The following is a 23,512-nucleotide window of genomic DNA, read 5'->3' on the forward strand; positions in this document are numbered from 1 at the left end:
TACTCCCTTGGGGCTGCGTTGGGGGGGGGGGGGGGGGGGGGGCGCCCCCCCCGCGCCCCCCCCCCCGCCCCTGCACCATGCATTACAAGTCTCGGGCCAATTGCACGGCCACTGCTAACCCCTTGATGCGTCGTCCGTCGCCCGCCGCTGTCCCGGTGCTCGGGTACGACAGGGCGTGGATGCGGGTGGGCGTACACGATGCTGGGGTGTGACAGCGCCGCCGCTGTCCCGGGTGATGGCCGTGACGACCGCTTGCGGCCTTGTCCATCGCCTTCCTTGTCGAGGGCGTGCCCGACGGCCCTGTCGGCGTGGATGCGTGACGTGGACCGAGGCAGCGCGTCTGCGATGGCCTGGCACGCGGTTCCCTGATCGGCGGTGCTGGCGATCTATGTCGCTGGATGGCCCTCGTCTTCGTTCATCTCATCAATGCCCTCCGTCGATGATCGATGAATCCGGATGGACTCGATGACTCATGGCGATTGATTGCGGCGCAGGCTGCTTCGTGAGTTGTGGTGCTGTGATGATAAAGTCATTGGTGAATGGGCGACCCGTCTGGGTTCATGGTGTCCATGCTATTGAGTGATTGGCGGTGTGGGTGGTGTCGTCTGGCGCTCATGGTGACCGCTGTGCACTGGCTTGTCACAGCTCTAAGGTGTGACAGTCGGTCGCTGTCTCGGTGATGGGTTGTGACGCGTGGAATCATTCGCGTTGTTTCGTGATGACGATTTAGACTGATGGGCCCTTGGTTTCGATGAAGGATTGGAGGAATTCGTGGCGTCGGTGTGTCTGGATACCGCGAGCGCCGTGACTGGACTGACCAAGCGCACCCTGTGGCGCTATATCCAGGATGGACGCTTGAGTGCGATTCGTGAGGGACGGGGCAAGCGCACCTCGGTGCCCCTGACCGAGGTGTTGGCCCTGATCGAGCGTTCGCTCGATGCCGAGGCCCGGGCGCTGGTGCTGGCCGCCGATGGCGGCGATGCCGAGGCGCAGTGCGATCTGGCGCTGCGCCTGCTCGAACTCGATCGGCCGGTGGCGGCGCGGGAGTGGTTCACCCGCTCGGCGCGGGCCGGGTATGCCGATGCGATGTGCTGGCTGGCGCGGGATCTGCTGGTCGGGCGCTGCGGTGGTCGCGACGATGCCGCCGGGGTGCTGTGGTTGAGTCAGGCCGCCGCCGCCGGCTCGTCGCTGGCCGAGGCGATGCTGGTGGCGTTGCATGGTGAGGGGTGTCGCCGGGCGCGGGCCGAGGCCGATCTCGCCGCCGTCGATGAGCAGCTCGATGCCGTCGAGCGTCGAGTGCTGACCCAGGCGCTGCGCGAGACCGCTGCCGCGCGCGCCGAGACCGCTGCGCTCGAGGTGGTCTGAGCGGCGCCGCTCAGTCGCCGGCGGGCGGCAGCCCCTTGTCGGGGTTGAGGATGCCGGCGGGGTCGAAGACCTGCTTAATCTCGCGCATCAGTGCGAGCGCCACCGGGTCGAGTTCGCGATCGACGAAGTCGCGCTTCTCCAGCCCCACCCCGTGCTCGCCCGAGAGGGTGCCGCCGAGGCTGATCACCAGCGCGAAGACCGCGTCCAGACAGGTCGCGGCGCGGGCGACCTCGTCGGGATCGTCGGGATCGATCAGCAGGTTGACGTGGATGTTGCCGTTGCCGGCATGACCGAAGTTGACGATGGTGATGGCGTGTTCGCGCCCGAGCCGGTCGAGCCCTTCGATGAACGCGCCCATGCGCGAGACCGGCACCACCACGTCCTCGTTGATCTTCTTCGGCGCGACATGACGCAGCGCCGGCGACAGCGCCTTGCGTGTCTTCCACAGCGCAGCCACCTCGGCGGCGCCGTTGGCCCGGCGCAGCTCGATCGGCGCGCCCGCGCGCGCGGCCTCGGCCACCGCCGCGAGCGCGGCCTCGATCCCGGCCTCGGGGCCGTCGACCTCGATCATCAGCAGCGCGCCGGCACCCGCCGGCAGTTCGAGCCCGGCATAGCGGCTGACCATCTCCAGCGCGCGCGCGTCCATGAACTCCAGCGCGCAGGGGGTGATCGGCTGCGCCATGATCGCCGAGACCGCCGCCGCGGCGCCGTGGATGTCGCCATAGGTGACGCGCAGGGTGCGCTTGGTCTCGGGCAGCGGGGTGAGGCGCAGCGTCGCCTCGGTGATCAGCCCCAGGGTGCCCTCGGAGCCGATCAGCAGCCGGGTGAGGTCGTAGCCGACCACGCCCTTGGTGGTCAGCACGCCGGTGCGCAGCACCCGGCCGCGCCCGTCGACGGCGCGCAGCCCCAGGGTGTTGTCGCGTGGGGTGCCGTACTTGACCGCGCGTGGTCCGGCGGAGTTGTAGGCGAGGTTGCCGCCGATGGTGCAGGTGGCGGCGCTGGAGGGGTCCGGCGGCCAGAAGAAGCCGGACGCGGCGAGCGCCTGCTGTAGCGCGCCGTTGGTCACCCCGGGCTGGACTACCGCGAGACGGTTGTCGGGGTCGATCTGCAGGATCCGGTCCATGCGCTCGAACGACAGCACCACGCCGCCGTGATCGGGCACCGTGGCCCCGGAGGTGCCGGTGCCGCGCCCGCGTGCGGTCAGCACCGTACCGGTGTCGTGACAGCACTCGGCGAGGGCGGCGACCTGGGCCTCGTCGGTGGCGAACACCACCGCCTGGGGCAGGGCGTGGCGGCGGCTGTTGTCGTAGCCGTAGGGCCAGCAGTCGGCCGGGGCGGTGAGCAGGTTGCCGGGACCGGCGATCGCGGCGAGTCGGTCGCGCAGCGCGCGCGGCAGCTCAGCGGCTGCTGGGACGGTATTCAAAGAGCTTCACCACGCGTTTGACGCCACGCACATAGCGCGCCTTCTCGGCGGCGGCATCGGCCTCGGCGGGGTTGACCAGTCCCATGAGGTAGACCACGCCGTCCTCGCTGACGACCTTCACCCGGGTGGCGTCGAAGTCTTCGAGATCGACCTTGGTCAGCGCTAGCTTGACCCGCGAGGTCAGGTAGGCGTCCTCGGACTTGCGCGCCAGGCTCACCCGCGGGCCGATGGTGATCTCGTCGACTACCTGCTGCACCTTGGCCAGACGGCGCACCTTGTCGACTGCGCGCTGGGCGAGTTCGGGGCGCTCGGCCTGGCCGGTGAGCAGCACCCTGTAGTTGTAGCTGGTGACCGAGATGCGGGCGTGGTCCTGCAGCTCCCGATCCTGTTGGATGGCGCTGATCGCGTTCATCTCGATGTGTTGGTCGTCGATGACCACGTAATAGGGGCGGCGGTCGTAGAGCGCGGCGGCGCCGACGGTGATGCCGCCGACCACCAGTGCGCCGCAGCCGCCGAGCAGGCTGCTGGCGAGAACGAGCGCTAGGGTTGCCGCGCGCCTCGTGCGCGCGCGCTCAGGCGTCGAGCGAAAAGGCATGTTTCACCCACTGAATCTGGTCCTGGCCGCTGATGGCGACCACATCGAAGCGGCAGCATAGCATGGTCGGATGACGCTGCAGGTAGTGCGCGGCGGCTGCCGCCAGGCGGCGCTGCTTGCGCGCGTCGACGGTCGCCGCCGGGCTGCCGTAGCGCTCGCTGCGGCGATAGCGCACCTCGACGAAGACCAGGGTGTCGCCGTCGCGCATCACCAGGTCGATCTCGCCCTGGCGGCAACGGTGGTTGCGCGCCTCGGTGGTGAGCCCGTGGGCGCGCAGATAGCGCTCGGCGAGCCGCTCCTTGGCCGCGCCGAGCTTGCCCGGGAGCAGCGCCATCGGGGCCTCAGCGCGCCGCGCGCAGGGCCTCGACCTCGACCGGGCGCGGCCCGTCGACGGTGAAGTGCGCGAGGCTGAGACGACGGCGGATCTGTCCCGAGGCGTCGACCGAGAGCCCGCCGGTCTGTCCCGGGTAGAGGCTGCCGGGGTGGCGGGCGAGATCCTCCATGCGTGGCGCCAGGCGATAGGCGTCGATGCCCATGGCATAGAGCCGGGCGAGCGGGTCCGGGGTGTTGTCGAGTCCGGCCATCATCCGGTAGCGCGACAGCGGGCCTTGGCCGCCGACGCCGAGCATCCAGGGGATGTCGACGAAATAGAGCCCGACCAGGTCGCGATCGCGCACCCGCTCGAAGCCGCCGGAGTAGACGTGCGAGGTGGCGATCACCGGCAGCCGCCCGGCGCTGGCCTTGTTGATGAGCGGGTTGACCAGTCGCGCCAGATCCGGGGTGGCGATCAGGAACACCAGATCGGCGGCGGTGTTTCGGGTCAGCTCGGTGACCTGGCGGGCATAGGCCGCGTTGCTGGCATCGACGGTGCGCTCGGCGACGATGATGCCGCCGAGTCCCTGCCAGTGGTGGCTGAAGGTGCGTGCCAACCGCTCGCCCCAGCGTCCCTCGGGGCGCAGGATCAGGGCACGCCTGAGACCGGCGGCGCGCGCCTTGTGCGCGACCTCGGCGGCCTCGTCGTCGGGCGAGAGCGAGAACTGGTAGAGCCCCTCGGCATGGCCCTCGCGATGGGTGGTCTCGTTGAGCGCGAGGGTCGGTACGGTGAGTCGCCCGGCGCGCGAGAGCGCGTCGACACCGGCCTTCTGCAGCGGGCCGATGACATAGTCGGCCCCGCCCTGGGTGGCGCGGGCGTGGAGTCGGCGCACCGCCTTGGGGTCGGTGCTGCTGATGAAGCGCAGCGCCGGTCGGTGGCCGCTGTCGTCGGCCGCGCGTGCCGCCTCGATGCCGTCGCGTACTGCGGTGGCCGCCCCGGCGAAGCGCCCGCCGCGCGGCAGCAGCACGGTCAGTACCGCGTCCTTGGCATAGCCGCTGGACAGCTGGCTGGTATAGGCGCGGGCCAGTTCGGGCAGCGCCGGGTGTCTGGGGTGGGCGCCGCGCCAGGCTCGATACTCACGGGCGAGGGCGACCGGGTCATTGCCCCAACGCTGGCACAGCCGCAGCACCTCGACCCAGCCGCGCATCCGTCCCTTGCCCTCGTCGGCGAGGGTGTCGAGCCGGTCGGGATCGGCCTGCGACAGGGTCGAGAGCAGCGAGACCTGATTGACCAGTCGGGCCTGCGGTCGGTCGAGCAGGGTGTCGATCACGTCGAGTGCCCGTGCCGCGGCGACCGGGTGGTCGAGCAGCCGCTCGGCCGAGGCCAGGGTCCCGTGGTATTGCAGCTGCAGCGCATCGGGCAGGGCGTGGTGACGGACCCGTTCGAGCCGGGCGACGGCCTCGCGCGGCCGGCCCTCGAGCAGTTCCAGATCGGCCTCGGTGAGCAACAGCAGCTCGCGCTGGGCGGCGCTGAGTTCGCCCTGGCGGATCGCGGCGAGCGCCTTGCGTGCGGCGCTGGTGTCGCCGGCGGCGAGGAGGATGCGTGCGGCCTTGAGGCGCAGCTGGGCGCGGGCCGGGGGCTCGGCCTCGGCGGCCAGCGCCAGATAGCGTTCGGCGGCCTGGGCCGAGCGTCCCGAGGCGGCCAGCGCCTCGGCCTGGTCGAGTTCGGTGGCGCTGACCTCGGCGAGTGCCTGTCCTTCCTCCCAGATCGGGTCGACCGCGCAGGCGGTGAGTAGCAGGGGCAGGATCAAGAGGGTTAGGAAACCCAGGGTGGACAGCGGGGATGAAGGGGCGCGATTCTTGTTCTTTTGCATGATTCCGTTGCGCTCGGTGGCCGGCGGAGGTGGGGACGATGGAAAGCAGTCGCGGAGTACTATACGTGGTGGCCACGCCGATCGGCAATCTTGCCGATCTCTCGGAGCGGGCGCGTAACACCTTGAATACGGTCGATTTGATCGCCGCGGAGGATACCCGAGAGACGGGGAGGCTGCTCGCCCATCTGGGGATCTCGGCACGCATGGTGTCCTGTCACGAGCACAATGCCGAGGGCTGTTGCGCGCGGGTGCTCGAGGCGCTCGCCGAGGGGCGTGATGTCGCCCTGGTCTCGGATGCCGGCACCCCATTGGTGAGCGATCCGGGTTACGAGTTGGTGCGCGCGGCGCGCGCGGGCGAGTTCACCGTGGTGCCGGTGCCGGGACCGAGCGCCTTGATCTGCGCGCTCTCGGCCGCCGGGCTGCCGAGCGATCGATTCCTCTTCCTCGGTTTCCCGCCGCGCGGTCAGTCGCAGCGCGTGGAGCTGTTCGAGTCACTCGCCGCCGAGCCCGGCACCCTGATCTTCTATGAGAGCGGCAAGCGCGCGGTGGCGACGCTGCGCGACCTGGCCGCGGTGCTCGGCGATCGCCGGGCGGTGATCGGGCGCGAGCTGACCAAGCGCTTCGAGACCTTCCTCTCGGCGCCACCGGCGGCCTTGGCCGAGCGTCTGGAGGCCGATGCCGAGCAGCGGCTCGGCGAGCTGGTGATCCTGGTCGAGGGGCGGCGCGGCGATGTTGCCCCCGAGCGCGCCGAGCAGGAACGGGTGCTACGCATCCTCGCCGAGGCGCTGCCGCTGCGTCGCGCCGCCGCGCTGGCCGCGCAGGTCACCGGCGCCAAGACCAACGCCCTCTACCGTCTCGGCGTCGAGCTGGAGTTGGGCGGGAAGGGGTAGGGCGGTCGCGGTCGCCCAATGCCCGGGTGCGCGTCCATGGGCTCGTCGATGCGTCGCTGGCGCGGGCGCCGGACACGTCACCTCGTCGCTGACGCCCCCTCCTCCCCGGGGCTGCGGTCGGTACGATCCCGTCTTGCGGCTAGCGGCTGGCGTCGTCCTCGGCTACAGTCGCCGTTCGTTCCGGCGTGGTCACCGCTGGTCACGCCCGCACCGTCCCACCCCACAGGTATCACCCCATGCTGAAAGATTGGTCCGACGTCTATTCCATCGGTATCCCCGAGATCGACGAGCAGCACCGCTGCTTCTTCGCCGCCTCCCACCAGCTCTACAACGAGATCCTCGACCGTAAGGGCAAGGAGGCGGTCGAGGGGGCGGTGTCCTTCATGCGCGAGTACGCCGAGCGTCACTTCTCCACCGAGGAGGCGTTCATGACCGAGCACGGTTATCCCGAACTCAAGGAGCACCTGCAGCAGCACGCGGCCTTCTTCCGTCGGCTCGACACCCTCGAGCAGGAGCTGCAGATGTTCGGTCCCACCCAGGATCTGGCCGAGCGCGCGCTCGACATCACCCAGGACTGGTTGATCGACCACATCGCCGACGAGGACATGCTCTATTCGCTCCACATCAAGAGCGGCGACGCGGCCTGAGCCCGCTCAGCCGAGCAGCTGTTCCCACAACAGCCGCGCCGAGATCGCGATCGAGACCACCACCAGGATCGGGCGCACCAGCGCGGCGCCGTGACGCAGCACCAGATGCGCGCCGATCCAGGCGCCGACCAGCTGTCCGCCGGCCATCACCAACGCGATCTCCCAGAGCACGTGGCCACCGCTGACGAACAAGAGCAGCGCGGCGAGGTTGCTGGTGAAGTTGAGTAGCTTGGTGTGTGCCGTCGCCCGGCGTAGGTTGTAGCCGAGCAGCGAGACATAGGCGATGGCGAAGAAGGTGCCGGTACCCGGCCCGAAGACGCCGTCGTAGAAGCCGACCCCGAGACCGATGGTGAGTGCGAAGGCGCAGTGACCGATGCGCTGGTGCGAGTCGATGTCGCTGACCCGGGGCGAGAACCAGAAATAGAGCGCGAAGCCGATTAGCAGCAGCGGGATGGCGTGCTCGAGCGCGGCGGCGTCGATGTGCTGTACCAGCACCGCCCCGGTCGCGGCGCCGATGAAGGTAAAGAGCACCGCGGGTAGCGCCTCGCGCAGCGCGATGGCACCGCGACGGATGAAATGGACGGTGGCCGTGGCGCTGCCGAAGACCGCCTGGGCCTTGTTGGTGGCCAGCGCCTCGACCGGACCGAGTCCGGCCCAGAGCAGTGCCGGGAGGGTGATCAGTCCGCCGCCACCGGCGACGGCGTCGACGAGGCCGGCGGCGAGCGCCACCGGCAGCAGCCAGAGTACGGTATCGAGCATGGCGTGGGGCGAGGCAAAAACGCCCCATTATCAGCGCTCGCCGAGCGTGCGTCAGCCGTTGCCGACGCTGCCGGTTTCCAGTTGCCAGCGAACAGGGTATTTGAACCGCGAAGACACGAAGCGCGCAAAGGGAAAAGCCTTCAGCGATCAGCCTCCAGCCCGTAGGTTGGGTTGCCCATACACCACCGATCGACGAATCCTCGGGACTCCAGGACGGGCAACCCAACATCGCCACCAGGCGGCCGCCAGCGCGGTTGAACCGCGAAGACACCAAGGGCGCAAAGGGGAGAAAAGCCTTCAGCGACCAGCCTCCAGCCCGTAGGTTGGGTTGCCCATACACCACCGATCGACGAATCCTCGGGACTTCAGGACGGGCAACCCAACATCAACATCGTCACCAGGCGGCCGCCAGCGGGTTGAACCGCGAAGGCGCCAAGAGCGCGAAGATGTTGCTGAGGGTTTTTAGCCGCCAGCCGCTAGCCTCTCCAGCCGCCCGCCGTTGCGCAGGTGTCTGGCGGCGGTGTTTGAGGGGAGGCCGCCACTGGCGGCTGACCGCTGGGGGCACTTTCCTCCTTTGCGCCCTTGGTGTCTTTGCGGTTCGAATCAGCTTCCAGCGATCAGCATCCAGCCTCCAGTCGGCGAGGCTGGTGTGCATGATCGGCGATTGACGGGCAAGACGGTATCTTCGCGGTTCGGTCTCCTCGCGGCTGGCGGCGCCGCTTGCGAGCGCGCGGCCGGCGCCGCTAGAGTAGTCGGCTATCCAGATCCGCCGGCCCGGTCGTTGGCGGGCCGCTACGCGCGGGCCGTCGGTCCGCCGCTCAATCGGTCGCAATCCGTCAGACTTCCATCATGCTCGCACTCGATGTCCAGCAACTCACCAAGACCTACAAGGGTGGCTTCCAAGCGCTCAAGGGGGTCGATCTGAGGGTCGAGGAGGGGGACTTCTTCGCGCTGCTCGGCCCCAACGGGGCGGGTAAGTCGACCTTCATCGGCATCCTTTCGTCGCTGGTCAACAAGAGCAGTGGCCGGGTCAGCGTCTTCGGTCACGATCTCGATCGCGCACCCGAGCGGGTGAAGTCGTGCATCGGTCTGGTGCCGCAGGAGTTCAACTTCAATCTGTTCCTGCCGGTGTTCGAGGTGGTGGTCAACCAAGCCGGCTATTACGGTATCCCGCGGCGCGAGGCCAAGGTGCGCGCCGAGCGCTATCTGCGCCAGCTCGATCTCTGGGACCGGCGCGACACCGAGATGCGCCGACTCTCCGGTGGCCTCAAGCGCCGGCTGATGATCGCCCGCGCGTTGGTGCACCAGCCGCGGCTGCTGATCCTCGACGAGCCGACCGCCGGGGTCGATATCGAGATCCGCCGCTCGATGTGGTCCTTCTTGCGCGAACTCAACGCCGAGGGCACCACCATCATCCTCACCACCCATTATCTGGAGGAGGCCGAGAGCCTCTGTCGCAACATTGCCATCATCCAGCACGGCGAGTTGGTCGAGCGCTCGACCATGGGGGCGCTGCTCGGCAAGCTGCACACCGAGACCTTCGTGCTCAACCTCAAGGGGCAGGTCAGCGAGCTGCCCGAACTCGGCGGTTTCGTCCTCCAGCACCTCGACGACTGCACCCTGGAGGTGGAGATGAATCGCGAGCACACCATCAACGGGCTGTTCGAGGCGCTCTCGCGCAATGGCATCGAGGTGATCAGCCTACGCAACAAGCAGAATCGGCTCGAGCGGCTGTTCCTCGACATGGTCGAGCAGCGTCCCGCCGATGCCGGTGAAGGGGTTTGAACACGATGGTCGAGACACGACGTTACTGGGTCACCTTCCAGACCATCTTCACCAAGGAAATCCTGCGCTTCTCGCGCATCTGGGTGCAGACCATCCTGCCCTCGGTGATCACCATCACCTTGTATTTCGTCATCTTCGGGCGGCTGATCGGTGAGCGGATCGGCGAGATGGACGGGGTCTCGTACCTGGAGTTCATCGTCCCCGGGCTGGCGCTGATGAGCGTGATCACCAACGCCTACTCCAATGTCGTCTCCTCCTTCTACAGCAGCAAGTTCTCGCGCTATATCGAGGAGCTGCTGGTCTCGCCGGCGCCCAACTGGGTGATCCTCGCCGGTTACGTCGCCGGCGGCGCGGCGCGCGGCATGCTGGTGGGGACGGCGGTGATGGTGGTGGCGATGCTGTTCACCGACATCAGCGTGCACAGCTACGGCGTCACCCTGTTGGTGTTCCTGATGACCGCGGTGCTCTTTGCCCTCGGTGGCTTCATCAATGCCGTCTATGCCAACAGCTTCGACGACATCTCGATCGTGCCGACCTTCGTGCTCACCCCGCTGACCTATCTCGGTGGCGTCTTCTACTCGATCGAGTTGTTGCCCGAGTTCTGGCAGGGGGTGTCGATGGTCAATCCGGTGCTCTACATGGTCAATGCCTTCCGCTACGGCCTGCTCGGCATCAGCGATATCCCGCTGGGCATCGGCTTCGCGATGATCGCCGCCTTCATCGTCGCGCTCGCCGCCTACAGCCTGCACCTGCTGCGCCGCGGCATCGGGATCAAGAACTGAGTCGTCGAGAGCGACTCGGCTTGCAGCTGTCAGCAGGTTGAACCGCCAAGGCGCGAAGGGCGCGAAGAAAGCGACCAGCCTTCAGCAAGCAGCCTCCAGTATCGGTTTGCGGTCAACTGCGGCGGTACGAGGCAATCCAGCTTCCTCACCTGGAGGCTGGCAGCTGGAAGCCCTTCTTCTCTTCGCGTCCTTCGTGCCTTGGCGGTTCAATCTCTCCGGCTGGCGGCTGGCGGCTGGCGGCTGGCGGCTGGCGGCTGGCGGCGCGCAGTTGTGCGCCGCCGCCGCAAATGGGACCATAAATGACTGAATACAGCGAGACTCAGGACGGCCCGTGCCAGCGATGCCCCGATTCCAGCATGCAATCACTCAACCGAGCGCCCGCGTGATGACGCGGGGGCGGGGCTGAGCCCATGGCGACCACCCGCAAAGTACGCCGTCGGCCGCCGCGCAGGTATGGCGGCAAGGTGCTCGGTTTCCTGATCCGCGCGGGGTTGTTGCTCGCGCTCGCCATCGGGCTCGGTGCCACGCTCTATGGCATCCACCTCGATCGCATCGTGCGCGCCAAATTCGAGGGGCAACGCTGGGCGCTGCCGGCGCGCGTCTATGCCCGACCGTTGGAACTCTATGCCGGGCGCCAGCTCACCGCCGGCGAACTCGAGCAGGAGTTGCAGCGGCTCAACTATCGGCGTCTCACCGAACCCACCAGCCCCGGCAGTTATCACCGCGATGGCGAGCAGATCGTGCTGCGTACCCGGCCCTTCCGCTTCTGGGACGGGCGTGAGCCGAGCCGGGGCCTGCGAGTGTCCTTCGATGGCCACCGGGTCAGTGCCGTGGAGGCCGTCGACGGCGGCCCCGATCCGGCGTTGGTGCGGCTCGATGCCATGCTCATCGCGAGCATCTACCCGACCCACAACGAGGATCGCATCCTGGTGCGGCGCAAGGATCTGCCCGAGTTGTTGGTGCATACCCTCTACGCGGTCGAGGATCGTAGCTTCGAGCGTCATTTCGGGGTCGACCCGCGTGGTATTGCCCGTGCCGCCTATAGCAACCTGATGGCCGGTAGCGTGGTCGAGGGGGCCAGTACCCTGACCCAGCAGCTGGTGAAGAACTTCTATCTCACCGCCGATCGCACCTTCGAGCGCAAGCTCAAGGAGGCGTTCATGGCGGTGCTGCTGGAGCGTCGCTACACCAAGGGTGAGATCCTCGAGGCCTATGCCAACGAGATCTACCTCGGCCAGGACGGCAGTCGCGCGATCCACGGCTTCGGTCTGGCCAGCCGCTTCTATTTCAACAAGTCGCTGGCCGATCTCAGTGTTGCCGAGACCGCGCTGCTGGTCGGTATGGTGCAAGCGCCCTCGAGTCTGGACCCGCGCCGTCGCCCCGAGGCCGCGCTCAAGCGGCGTAACCTGGTGCTCGACATCATGGTGCGCGATGGCGTGGTCGATGCTGCAACCGCCGTCGCGGCCAAGGCCGAGTCGCTCGGGGTCGTCGATGGTGGTGGTCGTCCGGCTGGGGAGTACCCGGCCTTCATCACCCTGGTGCGGCGTCAGCTGCAGCGCGACTATCGCGATGAGGATCTGCGCTCCGAGGGACTGAATATCTTCACCACCCTCGATCCCCTGGTGCAGACCACCGTCGAGCGCTCGGTGCCGGAGCGCCTCGAGGCGATCGAGACGGCACGGGGTAAGCGCAAGGGCTCGCTGGAGGCCGCGGCGGTGGTCACCTCGGTCGCCCAGGGCGAGGTGCTGGCGCTGGTCGGTGGGCGCGACTCGACCTATGCCGGGTTCAACCGCGCGCTCGACTCGGTGCGCTCGATCGGCTCACTGGTCAAGCCGGCGGTCTATCTCACCGCGCTCACCCATCCCGATCGCTATAGCCTCTCGACCATCATCGAGGACAAGGCGGTCAGCATCCCCGATGGCACCGGGGCGCGCTGGGAACCGAGCAACTACAGCCACCGGGTCTATGGTGAGATCCCGCTCTACGAAGGGCTGGTGCGCTCGCTCAACCTCGCTACCGTCAATCTGGGCATGGATCTTGGGGTCGATGAAGTGGTCGATACCCTGTACCGGCTCGGTGCGCAGCGGCGCATCGCCAAGGTGCCGGCGATGCTGCTCGGTGCGGTCAACCTCTCGCCACTGGAGGTGGCACAGGTCTATCAGTCGATCGCCGCCGGTGGTTATCGCTCTCCGCTGCGGGCGATCCGCGAGGTGGTCGATGCCGAGGGGCGCCCGCTCAATCGCTACCCCCTGGCCGTCGAGGCGGTGATCGATCCGCGCGCGGCCTATCTCACCACCTGGGCGATGCAGCGGGTGGTCGAGCGTGGTACCGCCGGTTGGCTCGGACGCCAGTTGCCCGAGGGGCAGCGTATGGCCGGCAAGACCGGCACCACCAATGGGTTGCGCGATAGCTGGTTCGCCGGTTTCTCGGGCGACAAGGTCGCCGTGGTCTGGGTGGGTCGCGACGACTTCAAGCCGATGGGTTTGACCGGTAGTAGTGGTGCGTTGCGGGTTTGGGGGGACTTCATGCTCAAGCTCGAGAACGAGCCGTTGACCCCGTTGCTGCCTGAAGGGGTGGTGCAGGCCCAGGTCTGCGGTGGTCCGGAGATGCCCTATGTGGCCGATTACGTCCCGGACGCCGAGCGCTGTGGTGGTGATGCGGCAGGCCAGGCGCAGGAGGGCGAGGCCGTGGTCGAGGGTGAGGGGCAGCCGCCCGCGCAGTCGCCCCAGCGCCAACAGCCCGCCAGGGAACAGAATCTCTTCATGAGTGATTTCTACAATTGACGATGCGTGTCTTCATCATTCTGATCGCCGCACTGGTGCTCGGTGCCTGTGCCAGCCAACCTCGTCAGGGCGACCCCGCGCCCGTAGTCCGGGTGACGCCGCGCCCCGAGCCGGCGCCGGTCGCACAAGCGGCCGAGCCGCGCACCGAGCAGTCGGTCGCCGCCGAGCCCGAGGCCCAGGTCTATGCCTATCGCGATCCGGCGCAGCTGCCACCGCCCGAGACACCGGTCGCCCCGCCAGCCTCGGCTGGTCCAGGGGCGCCGGCGCTGGTCTCCGAGGCGCCGACGGTTACGCCATTGCCATCGCCGGCACCGGCCGAGTCGCGCCCGAGTGCACCCGCGCCGGGTATCGCGCCCGCGCCGCAGGGACCGCGCACCGCGGCCGTGATCACGCCCCAGCAGCCGGTGGTGCAACCGGCGCCGGCGCCGACCCCGGCACCGGCGGTGACCGAGCCCGATCTGCCCACCGCCGCCGCAGCGCTGGCTCGTCAGGCCGAGCGCCAGCGTCAGTCCGGTGACTATGCCGGCGCTGCCGCCTCGCTCGAGCGTTCGCTGCGCATCGCCCCGCAGCAGGCCTATCTGTGGAATCGGTTGGCGCGGGTTCGGCTCGAACAGGGCCAGACCGGACAGGCCGGCAATCTCGCCTCGCGCTCCAACAACCTCGCCGGTGGCGATGTCGCCATCCGTCGCGACAACTGGCTGATCATCGCCGATGTCCGGCGGCGCGCTGGTGATGTCGCCGGGGCGAGCGAGGCCGAGCGTCGCGCCAGCGGCGGTTGAGCGCGACGGGCACGGCGACGGCCAGGGTGGATGGTATGGAGCTTGCGCGGGTCTTCGGTGACGGCGGGCCGTTGAGCGCCCGTGTGCCGGGGTTCCGGCCGCGTCGGCCGCAGTGCGAGATGGCCGAACGGGTCGGCGAGGTGATCGGTGCCGGCGGGGTCTTGGTGTGCGAGGCCGGCACCGGCACCGGCAAGACCTTCGCCTACCTGGTCCCGGCGATCCTCTCCGGGCGCAAGGTGCTGATCTCCACCGGTACTCGCAACCTCCAGGACCAGCTCTTTCATCGCGACCTGCCGCTGATCCGCGACGCCCTCGGCCTGCCGCTGCGCGCCGCGCTGCTCAAGGGGCGGGCGAACTATCTCTGTGCCCACCGCTTGGGGCTCGCGCTCGATGAGCCGGGCCGGCACGATCGGGTATTGCGCGCGCACCTCGAACAGGTGCGTGTCTGGTCGGCCAGTACCCGCAGCGGCGACATCGCTGAACTCTCGCTCCCGGATGACAGCCCGGTCTGGCCGCTGGTGACCTCGACCACCGATAACTGCCTCGGTCAGGAGTGTCCGCAGTGGCAGTCCTGTCACCTGCTTGCCGCCCGTCGCGAGGCCCAGGCCGCCGATCTGGTGGTCGTCAACCATCATCTGTTCTGTGCCGATCTGGCGCTCAAGGACGAGGGTTTCGGCGATATCTTGCCCGGTGCCGACTGCTTCATCCTCGACGAGGCCCACCAGCTACCGGATACCGCCTCGAATTTCTTCGGCATGACCCTGAGTAGCCGCCAGTTGCTGGATCTGCTGCGCGACACCGAGCTGGAGTACCAGCGCGAGGCCGGCGACGTCCCCGAGCTGCTCGAGCACTGCGCCCGGGTGCGTCGTGTATTGCAGGACCTGCGTCTGGCGCTCGGGGGCGAACGGCGTGGCCCTTGGGAGGCGCTCAAGGAAGAGCCGGCGGTGATGCGCGTCCTTGATACCCTGGAGCAGCGTTTGGCCTCGTTCGCTACGGCGCTCGGCGCGCTCGGCGGCCGGGGCAAGGGGCTCGATGCCTGCGCCGAGCGCGCCAATGAGCTGTTGGCGCGACTGCAGACGCTGGTCGGCGACCCGGATGAACGGGTGGTGCGTTGGTTCGAGGTGCAGGGGCGGGGGTTTCGGCTGCATCAGACCCCGCTCGAGGTCTCGACGGTGTTCCGCGCCCAGTTGGGGCGCCCCGGCACCGCCTGGGTGCTGACCTCGGCGACCCTGGCGGTGGGGGATGACTTCGGCCACTTCACCCGCCGGCTCGGGCTCGATGAGGTCCAGACCGCGCGCTGGGAGAGCCCTTTCGACTATGCCTCCCAAGCGCTCTGGTTCGTCCCCCGTGGCTTATCCAGGCCCTCCGAGCCGGATTACAACCAGCAGGTGTTGGCGCTCGCGCGCGAGGTGGTCGGCTACAGCCGGGGGCGCGCCTTCCTGCTGTTCACCAGTCACCGGGCGTTGCGCGAGGTCGCCGCCGGGTTGGTCGGCCAGATCGACTACCCGTTGCTGGTCCAGGGACAGGCGCCGCGCGGCGAGCTGCTCGAACGCTTTCGCGAGCTGGGCAATGCGGTGTTGCTCGGGACCTCGAGTTTCTGGGAAGGGGTGGACGTGCGCGGCGAGGCGCTCTCCTGCGTGCTCATCGATCGACTGCCCTTCGCCTCGCCGGGTGATCCGGTGCTCGCCGCGCGCATCGAGGCGTTGCGTCAACGTGGTGGCAACCCCTTCCGCGACTATCAGCTGCCACAGGCGGTGATCGCACTCAAGCAGGGGGCGGGGCGGCTGATCCGGGGCAGCGAGGATCGCGGGGTGCTGGTGGTGTGCGACCCACGGCTGCTCTCGCGCTCCTATGGCTACGCCTTCCTCGACAGCCTGCCGCGTACCGCGCGTACCCGCGACATCGCCGATGTGCGCGACTTCTTCGCCGCTGCCGATTGATGCCCGGCGCGTCCGGGTGATCTCCACGATCGAGGAGGATGCATGGCTCGTCTGCTGGTCCTGATCGCGCTGCTGGTCCTGCTGTGGTGGGTGTGGCGTTGGTTCGTGCGCACCCCGGCGCCCGAGGTCGCGCGCGCCCTGCGTGGCTGGGTGATGTGGGGGGCGGTTGGCCTGCTGGTGCTGGCAGCGGCCACCGGGCGGCTCAATCCGCTGTTCGCCGCGCTCGGCGCCGCCGTCCCGGTGGTGTTGCGGATCGCCAATCTGGCGCAGCTGCTGCCGTTGTTGCAGCGTTTCCTGGGACGCGGACGCGCTGGTCAGGGGCCGCGGTTGCGTAGCCGTTATCTCGAACTCGAACTCGACGCCCGTGGTGGCGCGCTCGACGGCCAGGTGCTCGACGGCCCCTTCGCCGGGCGGCGCCTGAGCGCGCTCGATCGCGAGGCGCTGGCGCGGCTGCTCGAGTTCTATCGCGCGTCCGACGCGGAATCGGCGCGGCTGCTCGGGACCTATCTCTCCCGTGCTCGCGGTTGGCGCGAGGCGAGCGACGGCAGTGGTGGCGGTGGTTCGGGGCGACCGAGCCCGAGCGAGGCGCGTGCCATCCTCGGGCTCGGCGAGGACGCGGGGCCGGACGAGATCCGTGCCGCCCACCGCCGGCTGATGCAACGCCTGCACCCCGACCGCGGTGGCTCCGATTACCTGGCCGCGCGTATCAACGCTGCCAAGCAGGTACTGCTCGAGGAGTAGCGGCCAGCGACCGGAAGACTAACCGCCAAGCCGCAAAGAACGCAAAGGGGGGTCAAGTTGTCACCAACCGGCCGCCGGTGGTCGCCTGTCTTCAAGCGCTGGGCCAAGGACGTGTGCACCGGTTGATGACGGCAAACCGTGCTGTTGTCGAGGTTGCACAGCCACTGGCGACTGGAGGCTGATCGCTGGAGGCTCTGCTTTTCTTTGCGCCCTTCGCGCCTTGGCGGTTCAGTCTTCCGGTCGCTGGTCGCTGGTCGCTGGAGGCTGGAGGCTGGAGGCTGGAGGCCCAATCTTTCGTTTCCAAAGCCCCCTGATTTTGCGTACAATGATCGATTCTCCGAATCCTCGGAGATACTCCTTGCCTCACCGTCTCGGCGCCGAGTCTGCGCGGCGGGAGGCTGTCCAATCCGTAAGGAGCCAAGATGCGACACTACGAAGTGGTTTTCCTGGTGCACCCGAGCCAGAGCGAGCAGGTGCCCGGCATGGTCGAGCGTTACAAGACCAATCTCGAGAAGCGCGGTGGTCAGATCCACCGTCTCGAGGACTGGGGGCGTCGTCCGCTGGCCTACCCGATCAACAAGGTGCACAAGGCACACTATGTGCTGATGAACGTTGAGTGCGATCAGGCCACGATCGACGAACTCGAGAGCGCCTTCCGTTTCAACGACGCAGTGCTGCGCAACATGATCATCCGTCGCGATGACGCCGTCACCGAACCCTCGCCGCTGGCCAAGACCGAGGGCGATGACGAGGGCGCTTCCAACAAGCGCGACGACTGATCACTAGGCACTGGAGAACATCATGTCCCGATTCTTTCGACGCAAGCGTTACTGCCGGTTCACCGCTGAAGGCATCACCGAGATCGACTACAAGGATCTCAACATGCTGAAGGCCTATGTCAGCGAGTCCGGCAAGATCGTGCCCAGCCGTATCACCGGCACCTCGGCCAAGTACCAGCGCCAGCTCGCCCAGGCGGTCAAGCGTGCGCGTTACCTGGCCCTGCTGCCCTACACCGACGGTCATTGATCCGATGCGCTGTGGCACCGCGCGACTGAGGTCGGCGGTGGCGCAGACGCAGGTCTGATGCGATGAAGTCACTGGCGAGTTTCATCATGCGCGGCCCTTCGCAGGCCGCGCTGGTGGCCGCCACCTCGGCGCTGCTCTCGGTGATGATCCCGTTGTTCGGGGTCGTCGCCGCAGCGGCCGTGGGGCTGGTGACCTTGCGCAACGGCGCGCGTAGCGGTGCCCTGGTGGCACTGATCGCGACCCTTGGCGCGGGACTCTTCTATGGTCTCGTGTTCGGGGCCCCGCTGCTGGTGCTGGGGGTGCTGCTGCTGTTCTGGGTGCCGATCTGGGGGTTGGCGCTGGTGCTGCGTTACAGCCGTTCGCTGGCGCTCACGGTCGAGGCCGCGAGCCTGCTGGTGATGCTGGGGCTGGTGCTGGTCTATGCCGTCATCGGCGATCCCGCTGCCTTCTGGACGCGGTTGCTCGAGCTGATGCGCGAGGCGGCGCTGGCGGCACAACCCGATGGCGCGATGGCGAACGCGGCGCTGTTCGGTGAGCTGGCGCGCTGGATGACCGGGGCCTTCGCCATGGCCCTGACCTTCCAGGTCGTGCTCGCCTTGTTCCTGGCCCGCTGGTGGCAGGCGCAGCTCTACAACCCGGGCGGTTTCGGCGAGGGCTTCAGGGCCTATCGGTTGCACCGTCCCTTCGCGCTGTTGGCCTTGCTGGTGATCGCCGGCTGGTCACTGTTGCGTGGTCCAGGGTTGCTCGCCGATCTCGCGCTGGTCGCCGGCGTGGGGTTGTTGCTGCAGGGGCTGGCGGTCGTCCATCAGCTGCGCGCCCAGCGTGGTCGCGGCGCGGGCTGGCTGGTACTGCTCTATGTGCTGCTGGTGCTGTTACCCCAGCTGGCGGTGGTGATCGCCTGTCTCGGCCTGCTCGACGTCTGGGTCGATATCCGTGCCCGGGCGGCGCGCTTGCCCCCGACCCAGCGTTGAGATCGACCTGGATCGCATGCAGACGACGAACGATTTAAGAGGAAATATCACGTGGAACTCATCCTGCTGAAGAACGTTGGTGGTCTTGGCTCGCTCGGAGACAAGGTCAATGTGCGTCCGGGCTACGGTCGTAACTATCTGGTGCCGCGCGGCTTTGCGGTGGTCGCGACCGCCGAGAATCTGGAGGCCTTCGAGGAGCGTCGCGCCGAGCTCGAGCGTCTTGCCGCCGAGCAGCTCGCCGCTGCCGAGGCGCGCAAGGCCGAACTCGAGGAGATGCGCGTGACCGTCGCTCGCAAGGCTGGTGACGAGGGTCGTCTGTTCGGCTCGGTCGGTACCGCCGACATCGCCGAGGCGGTCACTGCCGCCGGTATCGCGCTCGACAAGTCCGAGGTGCGTCTGCCTAACGGCGCCTTCCGCGCCACCGGTGAGTACGAGGTCGCGGTGCACCTGCACGCCGATGTCGATACCACCATCATGGTCGACGTCGTCCCGGAAGACTGAGTCCGCCGCTCGCCCCGCCCTCACCGGGGCCTGTGCGTGGATACAGGGGCGCTTTGCGCCCCTGTGTTGTCTCTGCGCCGCTGCGCTGTCGTTTCCTGCTCGTGCCCCTTGCACTCGACGTCCGAGCATCGCGGACCACGCTTGCCAACGTCGGGTACGTGACACCACAATCAGGGCGTCCGAACCCCGCTCGAACGGCACGCCAGCGGACCCTGACCGACCACCCCGAGCGTCGCCGAGCCGGTCATCCTTTCCACCGGGGGCCTCATGTTCGACCCTGATACCGCAGAGCTTGCCGCGCTCGCCGCCGAGGGCGGCATGGATCGGGTGCGGGTGCCGCCGCACAACCTCCACGCCGAGCAGTCGCTGCTCGGTGGTCTGATGCTCGACAACACCGCCTGGGATCGCGTCGCCGACGTTGTCTCGGCGCGTGATCTGTATCGGCGCGAGCACCGGCTGATCTTCCAGTCGGTCGAGCGACTCGCCGAGTCCGACCAGCCCTTCGACGTCGTCACCCTCGCCGAGACCTTGGAGCGCTCCGAGCAACTCGATGCCGCCGGCGGGATGTCCTATCTCACCACCCTGGTCAACGAGACCCCGAGCGCGGCCAACATCAAGGCCTATGCGCAGATCGTGCGCGACACCTCGGTGCTGCGCCAGATGATCGCCGCCGGCACCGCGATCGCCGACAGCGGTTACGACAGCCAGGGCCGTCCGGTCACCGAGCTGCTCGACGACGCCGAGCGTCAGGTCTTCGAGATCGCCGAGCAGCAGTCGCGCGGCGGTGGCGGTTTCCAGCCGATCAAGTCGCTGCTCAACCTCGCCGTCGAGCGCATCGATGCCCTCTATCAGCGAGATGAGCCGATCACTGGTCTGGCCACCGGTTTCACCGACTTCGATGAGATGACCTCGGGGCTGCAGCCCTCGGACCTGGTAATCGTCGCCGGGCGTCCGTCGATGGGTAAGACCACCTTCGCGATGAACATGGCCGAGCACGTCGCCATCCAGTCGAAGCGCCCGGTGGCGGTGTTCAGCATGGAGATGCCGGGCGACTCGCTGGCGATGCGCATGATGTCCTCGCTCGGGCGCATCGATCAGCACCGGGTGCGCACCGGCAAGCTCGAGGACGACGAGTGGCCGCGGTTGACCTCGGCGGTCAACATCCTTGCCTCGGCGAAGATGTTCATCGACGACACCCCGGCGCTGTCGCCGACCGAGGTGCGCGCGCGCGCGCGTCGGCTCAAGCGCGAACAGGACGACCTGGCGCTGATCGTGATCGACTATCTGCAGCTGATGCAGGCGCCCGGGGTGGGTGAGAACCGTGCCACCGAGATCTCGGCGATCTCGCGCTCGCTCAAGGCCCTGGCCAAGGAACTCAATGTCCCGGTGATCGCGCTCTCGCAGCTCAACCGCAGCCTCGAGCAGCGCCCCAACAAGCGCCCGGTGATGTCCGACCTGCGTGAGTCGGGTGCCATCGAGCAAGACGCCGACCTCATCGTGTTCATCTATCGCGACGAGGTCTATCACGAGGACACCCCCGACAAGGGTATCGCCGAGATCATCATCGGTAAGCAGCGTAACGGCCCGATCGGCACCACCCGGCTGACCTTCCTCGGCAAGTACACCAAGTTCGAGAACTATATCGGCAGCTACTACGGCGAGGGCGACGACGGCTGACCCCTGGAGACTGAACGCGGATGGCGACCACCCCGAAGAAGCCAAAGACCAGCTATGTATGCAGCGAGTGCGGCGCGAGCCAGCCCAAGTGGGCCGGGCAGTGTCCGGACTGCGGTGCCTGGAACAGCCTCAACGAGCAGCTCGTGCCGGCGCGTCCGGCGGCGGCACGGGGTGGCGGCTATGCCGGGCTCGCCGGCGGCGCCGTGATCGAGACCCTGGCCGAGGTCGCCCCGGAGGAGCGCGCCCGCACCGCTTGTGGTATCGGTGAACTCGACCGGGTGCTCGGCGGTGGGCTGGTCAGCGGTTCGGTGATCCTGCTCGGAGGTGATCCCGGCATCGGCAAGTCGACCCTGCTGCTGCAGGCCTGCGCGGCGCTCGCCAGTAGCCGCCGGGTGCTCTATGTCAGCGGCGAGGAGTCGCCGCAACAGATCAGTCTGCGCGCGCGCCGGCTCGGGCTCGCCGGCGAGGACATCCGCCTGCTGCCCGAGACCTGTGTCGAACGCATCCTCTATCACGCCGCCGCCGAGCAGCCGCGGGTGATGGTGGTCGACTCGATCCAGACCCTGTTCACCGAGCAGCTGCAGTCGGCGCCGGGCTCGGTGTCGCAGGTGCGCGAGTCGGCCGCGCAGCTGGTGCGCTTCGCCAAGCAGCGCGACACCGTGGTCTTCCTCGTCGGTCATGTCACCAAGGAGGGCGCACTCGCCGGTCCCCGGGTGCTCGAACACATGGTCGACACCGTGCTCTATTTCGAGGGCGAGTCGGGCGGCGCCTTCCGTCTGGTGCGCTCGATCAAGAACCGCTTCGGCGCGGTCAACGAACTCGGCGTCTTCCTGATGGGCGACCAGGGGCTGCGCGAGGTCAAGAACCCCTCGGCGATCTTCCTCTCGCGTCACGACGAGCCGACCCCCGGCAGCTTGGTGATGGTCACCCGCGAGGGCACCCGGCCGTTGCTGGTCGAGGTCCAGGCGCTGGTCGACGAGAGCTCGCTGGCCAACCCGCGCCGGGTGGCGCTGGGGCTCGATCAGAACCGCCTGTCGATGCTGCTGGCGGTGCTGCATCGTCACGGCGGCATCGGCATGTTCAATCAGGACGTCTTCGTCAACGTCGTCGGCGGGGTGCGGATCGGCGAGACCGCTGCCGACCTGCCGGTGCTGATGGCGGTGCTGTCGAGCTATCGTGATCGCCCGCTGCCGCTGGAGCTGGCGGTGTTCGGCGAGGTCGGGCTCTCGGGCGAGGTGCGCCCGGTGCCCAACGGTCCCGATCGGTTGCGTGAGGCGGCCAAGCATGGGCTTCGCCGGGTCATCGCCCCGGCGGGCAATGTCCCCAAGGGGGGTGTCGAGGGCCTGGAGATCGTCGCCGTGCGCACCCTCGGCGAGGCGCTCGACGCGCTCTGATCAGGGCGCGTCGCGATGGATCGGTCGGGCGTCGAGACGGCGCTCGATGTGCTCGGCGATGCGTCGGTAGCGCGGGTCCTCGGTGTCGCCGAAACGGGCGGCGAACTCGGTCTTGTTCATCCCCTCCGGCAGCCCCGCGATGCGCGGCATGAAATCGTCCTCGACCAGCCCGGCGCGGGCCCGCTCGCGCACCCAGCGTGCTTGCGCCGGAGTGGCGGTGGCGAGCCCGGCGAAGCGGATCCCGGCGCGATTGGCGGCGAGGTCGATGAAGCTGAAGCCGCTGCCGCCGTCGCTGTCGCTGTGCTCCTTGTACCAGCCGACCAGGGTCGAGAGCAGGTCGCCGCCCTCGAGCGCGAGTGCCGCCGAGGCGGTGAAGTGCTGGGCGAGGTCCTCACGCTTGCGCAGGGTCACGGTGCGCTGTGGCAGCCGCGCGCCCTCGGGGTCGTGGAGCTGCTGGCCGTTGACATAGAGCGCGAGCAACAACAGCGCGGCGCGGTTGTCGGCGAGCGGGGCCTGGCTCGGTGCGCCGAGGAGGGTGGAGAGCAGGCCGGCAAGGTCGGTGGCCGCACCAGGCTGGGCGAGGTGGGCGCCGAGTCGACGTTGGGCAGTGAGCATGGCGGCGCGGTCGGTCTCGGCGATCAGTCCGCTGGCCAGGCGCTCGAGCCCGTCGGTCTGCCAGGTATAGATCAGGCTGATGCGCTCTGGACCGAGCCGGGTGCGCTGCACCATCTGGCTCTGTCCGAGGGCGGCGAGGGTGCGCTCGGCCAACCCCTCGACGAGTGCGGTGGGCAGCGGTACCCCGGCGATGCGGGCGCGAGCGACCTCGGGCAGCGCCCCGTCGGTCTCGACCAGGCCGAGTTCGAGATTGAGATAGCGCTCCGGGCCGCCCCAGGGTAGGGCGATCGAGCCCTGCAGGTCGAGCCGTCCGTCGCCGAGTCGTACCGCAGCGCGGCCCTCGGCGCCGACCCGGGCGATCAGGTGATTGGCCACCCGCTCGGCCTCCGCGGCGCTGAGTGCGACCCTGGTCGGCATGCCGGCGAGTCGATCGCGCGGGCGGTTACGGTGCAGCCAGTCCTCGGCCCAGGCGTGATCGGCGGTGCTGAGCGGTGCGCGCTCCGGGACCACGGCCTGGCCGTCGAGCGCGACCTTGAGTGCCAGTCCGGCGAGACCGAGTACGATCAACAGGACCAGCCAGCCGAGTCCCTTGACGATGAGATGCATGATGCGGATTCCTGTGCGGCGCATGGCCGGCAGGGTAGCGGCTGTGC

The 23,512-nt window shown here is 68.3% G+C and carries 21 protein-coding genes; 15 read left to right on the forward strand and 6 right to left on the reverse strand.

What is annotated here, in order from left to right:
* The first annotated feature begins 804 nt into the window (after positions 1-804).
* A complete protein-coding gene (locus tag HF203_RS10370) occupies positions 805-1,365 on the forward strand; it encodes a tetratricopeptide repeat protein (protein ID WP_168669371.1) in 561 nt (186 codons plus the stop codon).
* A 10-nt stretch (positions 1,366-1,375) separates the two neighbouring features.
* On the opposite strand, the gene HF203_RS10375 is transcribed toward HF203_RS10370, so the two are convergent.
* The 4 genes from HF203_RS10375 to HF203_RS10390 are packed head-to-tail and all read right to left on the reverse strand — an operon-like array spanning position 1,376 to position 5,569.
* Positions 1,376-2,788 (reverse strand): FAD-binding oxidoreductase, encoded by a 1,413-nt coding sequence (locus tag HF203_RS10375; RefSeq protein ID WP_246221741.1) that lies wholly within the window; start codon positions 2,786-2,788, stop codon positions 1,376-1,378.
* The gene (locus HF203_RS10380) at positions 2,763-3,383 is read right to left on the reverse strand and encodes a BON domain-containing protein (protein ID WP_168669373.1); all 621 of its coding nucleotides are present in this window, start codon (positions 3,381-3,383) and stop codon (positions 2,763-2,765) included. Before HF203_RS10380 ends, HF203_RS10375 begins: the two co-directional genes overlap by 26 nt.
* On the reverse strand, positions 3,361-3,717 hold the full coding sequence (locus HF203_RS10385; RefSeq protein WP_168669375.1) for a YraN family protein: 357 nt from the start codon (positions 3,715-3,717) through the stop codon (positions 3,361-3,363). The genes HF203_RS10380 and HF203_RS10385 overlap by 23 nt, the downstream gene beginning before the upstream one ends.
* Positions 3,718-3,724: 7 nt before the next feature.
* Positions 3,725-5,569 carry a penicillin-binding protein activator gene (locus tag HF203_RS10390; RefSeq protein ID WP_168669377.1) on the reverse strand — a complete coding sequence of 615 codons (1,845 nt, stop codon included), beginning with the start codon at positions 5,567-5,569 and terminating at the stop codon, positions 3,725-3,727.
* 38 nt (positions 5,570-5,607) lie between these two features.
* On the opposite strand from HF203_RS10390, the gene rsmI reads away from it, so the two are divergent.
* Together rsmI and HF203_RS10400 are read left to right on the forward strand one after the other, a co-directional pair.
* Positions 5,608-6,459: a 16S rRNA (cytidine(1402)-2'-O)-methyltransferase gene (gene rsmI, locus HF203_RS10395; RefSeq protein WP_168669379.1), complete on the forward strand. Its 852-nt coding sequence runs from the start codon at positions 5,608-5,610 to the stop codon at positions 6,457-6,459.
* Positions 6,460-6,695: 236 nt separating this feature from the next.
* Entirely contained in the window at positions 6,696-7,106 is a 411-nt protein-coding gene (locus tag HF203_RS10400) for a bacteriohemerythrin (RefSeq protein ID WP_168669381.1), read from the forward strand.
* 6 nt (positions 7,107-7,112) lie between these two features.
* On the opposite strand, the gene HF203_RS10405 is transcribed toward HF203_RS10400, so the two are convergent.
* Complete coding sequence (locus tag HF203_RS10405) at positions 7,113-7,865, reverse strand: TSUP family transporter (protein ID WP_168669383.1); 753 nt, start codon at positions 7,863-7,865, stop codon at positions 7,113-7,115.
* A gap of 849 nt (positions 7,866-8,714) precedes the next feature.
* On the opposite strand from HF203_RS10405, the gene HF203_RS10410 reads away from it, so the two are divergent.
* The 12 genes from HF203_RS10410 (at position 8,715) to radA (ending at position 22,244) form a co-directional block, all read left to right on the forward strand.
* Positions 8,715-9,650, forward strand: a complete 936-nt coding sequence (locus tag HF203_RS10410) for an ABC transporter ATP-binding protein (RefSeq protein WP_168669385.1) — start codon at positions 8,715-8,717, stop codon at positions 9,648-9,650.
* Between the two features lie 5 nt (positions 9,651-9,655).
* A complete protein-coding gene (locus HF203_RS10415) occupies positions 9,656-10,432 on the forward strand; it encodes an ABC transporter permease (RefSeq protein ID WP_168669567.1) in 777 nt (258 codons plus the stop codon).
* Between the two features lie 410 nt (positions 10,433-10,842).
* The gene (mrcB, locus tag HF203_RS10420) at positions 10,843-13,215 is read left to right on the forward strand and encodes a penicillin-binding protein 1B (RefSeq protein WP_168669387.1); all 2,373 of its coding nucleotides are present in this window, start codon (positions 10,843-10,845) and stop codon (positions 13,213-13,215) included.
* A gap of 2 nt (positions 13,216-13,217) precedes the next feature.
* On the forward strand, positions 13,218-13,994 hold the full coding sequence (locus HF203_RS10425; RefSeq protein WP_168669389.1) for a tetratricopeptide repeat protein: 777 nt from the start codon (positions 13,218-13,220) through the stop codon (positions 13,992-13,994).
* 35 nt (positions 13,995-14,029) lie between these two features.
* Positions 14,030-15,934: a DNA repair helicase YoaA gene (gene yoaA / locus HF203_RS10430; RefSeq protein ID WP_168669391.1), complete on the forward strand. Its 1,905-nt coding sequence runs from the start codon at positions 14,030-14,032 to the stop codon at positions 15,932-15,934.
* Between the two features lie 42 nt (positions 15,935-15,976).
* A complete protein-coding gene (locus tag HF203_RS10435) occupies positions 15,977-16,675 on the forward strand; it encodes a J domain-containing protein (RefSeq protein WP_168669393.1) in 699 nt (232 codons plus the stop codon).
* A gap of 422 nt (positions 16,676-17,097) precedes the next feature.
* Complete coding sequence (gene rpsF, locus HF203_RS10440; protein ID WP_168669395.1) at positions 17,098-17,454, forward strand: 30S ribosomal protein S6; 357 nt, start codon at positions 17,098-17,100, stop codon at positions 17,452-17,454.
* Positions 17,455-17,476: 22 nt separating this feature from the next.
* Positions 17,477-17,701 (forward strand): 30S ribosomal protein S18, encoded by a 225-nt coding sequence (rpsR, locus tag HF203_RS10445; protein WP_168669397.1) that lies wholly within the window; start codon positions 17,477-17,479, stop codon positions 17,699-17,701.
* Positions 17,702-17,763: 62 nt separating this feature from the next.
* Positions 17,764-18,672, forward strand: a complete 909-nt coding sequence (locus tag HF203_RS10450) for a DUF2232 domain-containing protein (RefSeq protein ID WP_168669399.1) — start codon at positions 17,764-17,766, stop codon at positions 18,670-18,672.
* A 51-nt stretch (positions 18,673-18,723) separates the two neighbouring features.
* Positions 18,724-19,173 carry a 50S ribosomal protein L9 gene (gene rplI, locus HF203_RS10455; RefSeq protein WP_168669402.1) on the forward strand — a complete coding sequence of 150 codons (450 nt, stop codon included), beginning with the start codon at positions 18,724-18,726 and terminating at the stop codon, positions 19,171-19,173.
* 267 nt (positions 19,174-19,440) lie between these two features.
* Positions 19,441-20,850: a replicative DNA helicase gene (gene dnaB / locus HF203_RS10460; RefSeq protein WP_168669404.1), complete on the forward strand. Its 1,410-nt coding sequence runs from the start codon at positions 19,441-19,443 to the stop codon at positions 20,848-20,850.
* Positions 20,851-20,870: 20 nt separating this feature from the next.
* Positions 20,871-22,244, forward strand: coding sequence for a DNA repair protein RadA (radA, locus tag HF203_RS10465; protein ID WP_168669406.1), 1,374 nt, complete (start codon positions 20,871-20,873; stop codon positions 22,242-22,244).
* On the opposite strand, the gene HF203_RS10470 is transcribed toward radA, so the two are convergent.
* A complete protein-coding gene (locus HF203_RS10470) occupies positions 22,245-23,465 on the reverse strand; it encodes a YfiM family lipoprotein (RefSeq protein ID WP_168669408.1) in 1,221 nt (406 codons plus the stop codon).
* Positions 23,466-23,512: the final 47 nt, after the last annotated feature.

The organism is Marichromatium bheemlicum, assembly GCF_012276755.1.
In the GTDB taxonomy this organism is placed as follows: domain Bacteria; phylum Pseudomonadota; class Gammaproteobacteria; order Chromatiales; family Chromatiaceae; genus Marichromatium; species Marichromatium bheemlicum.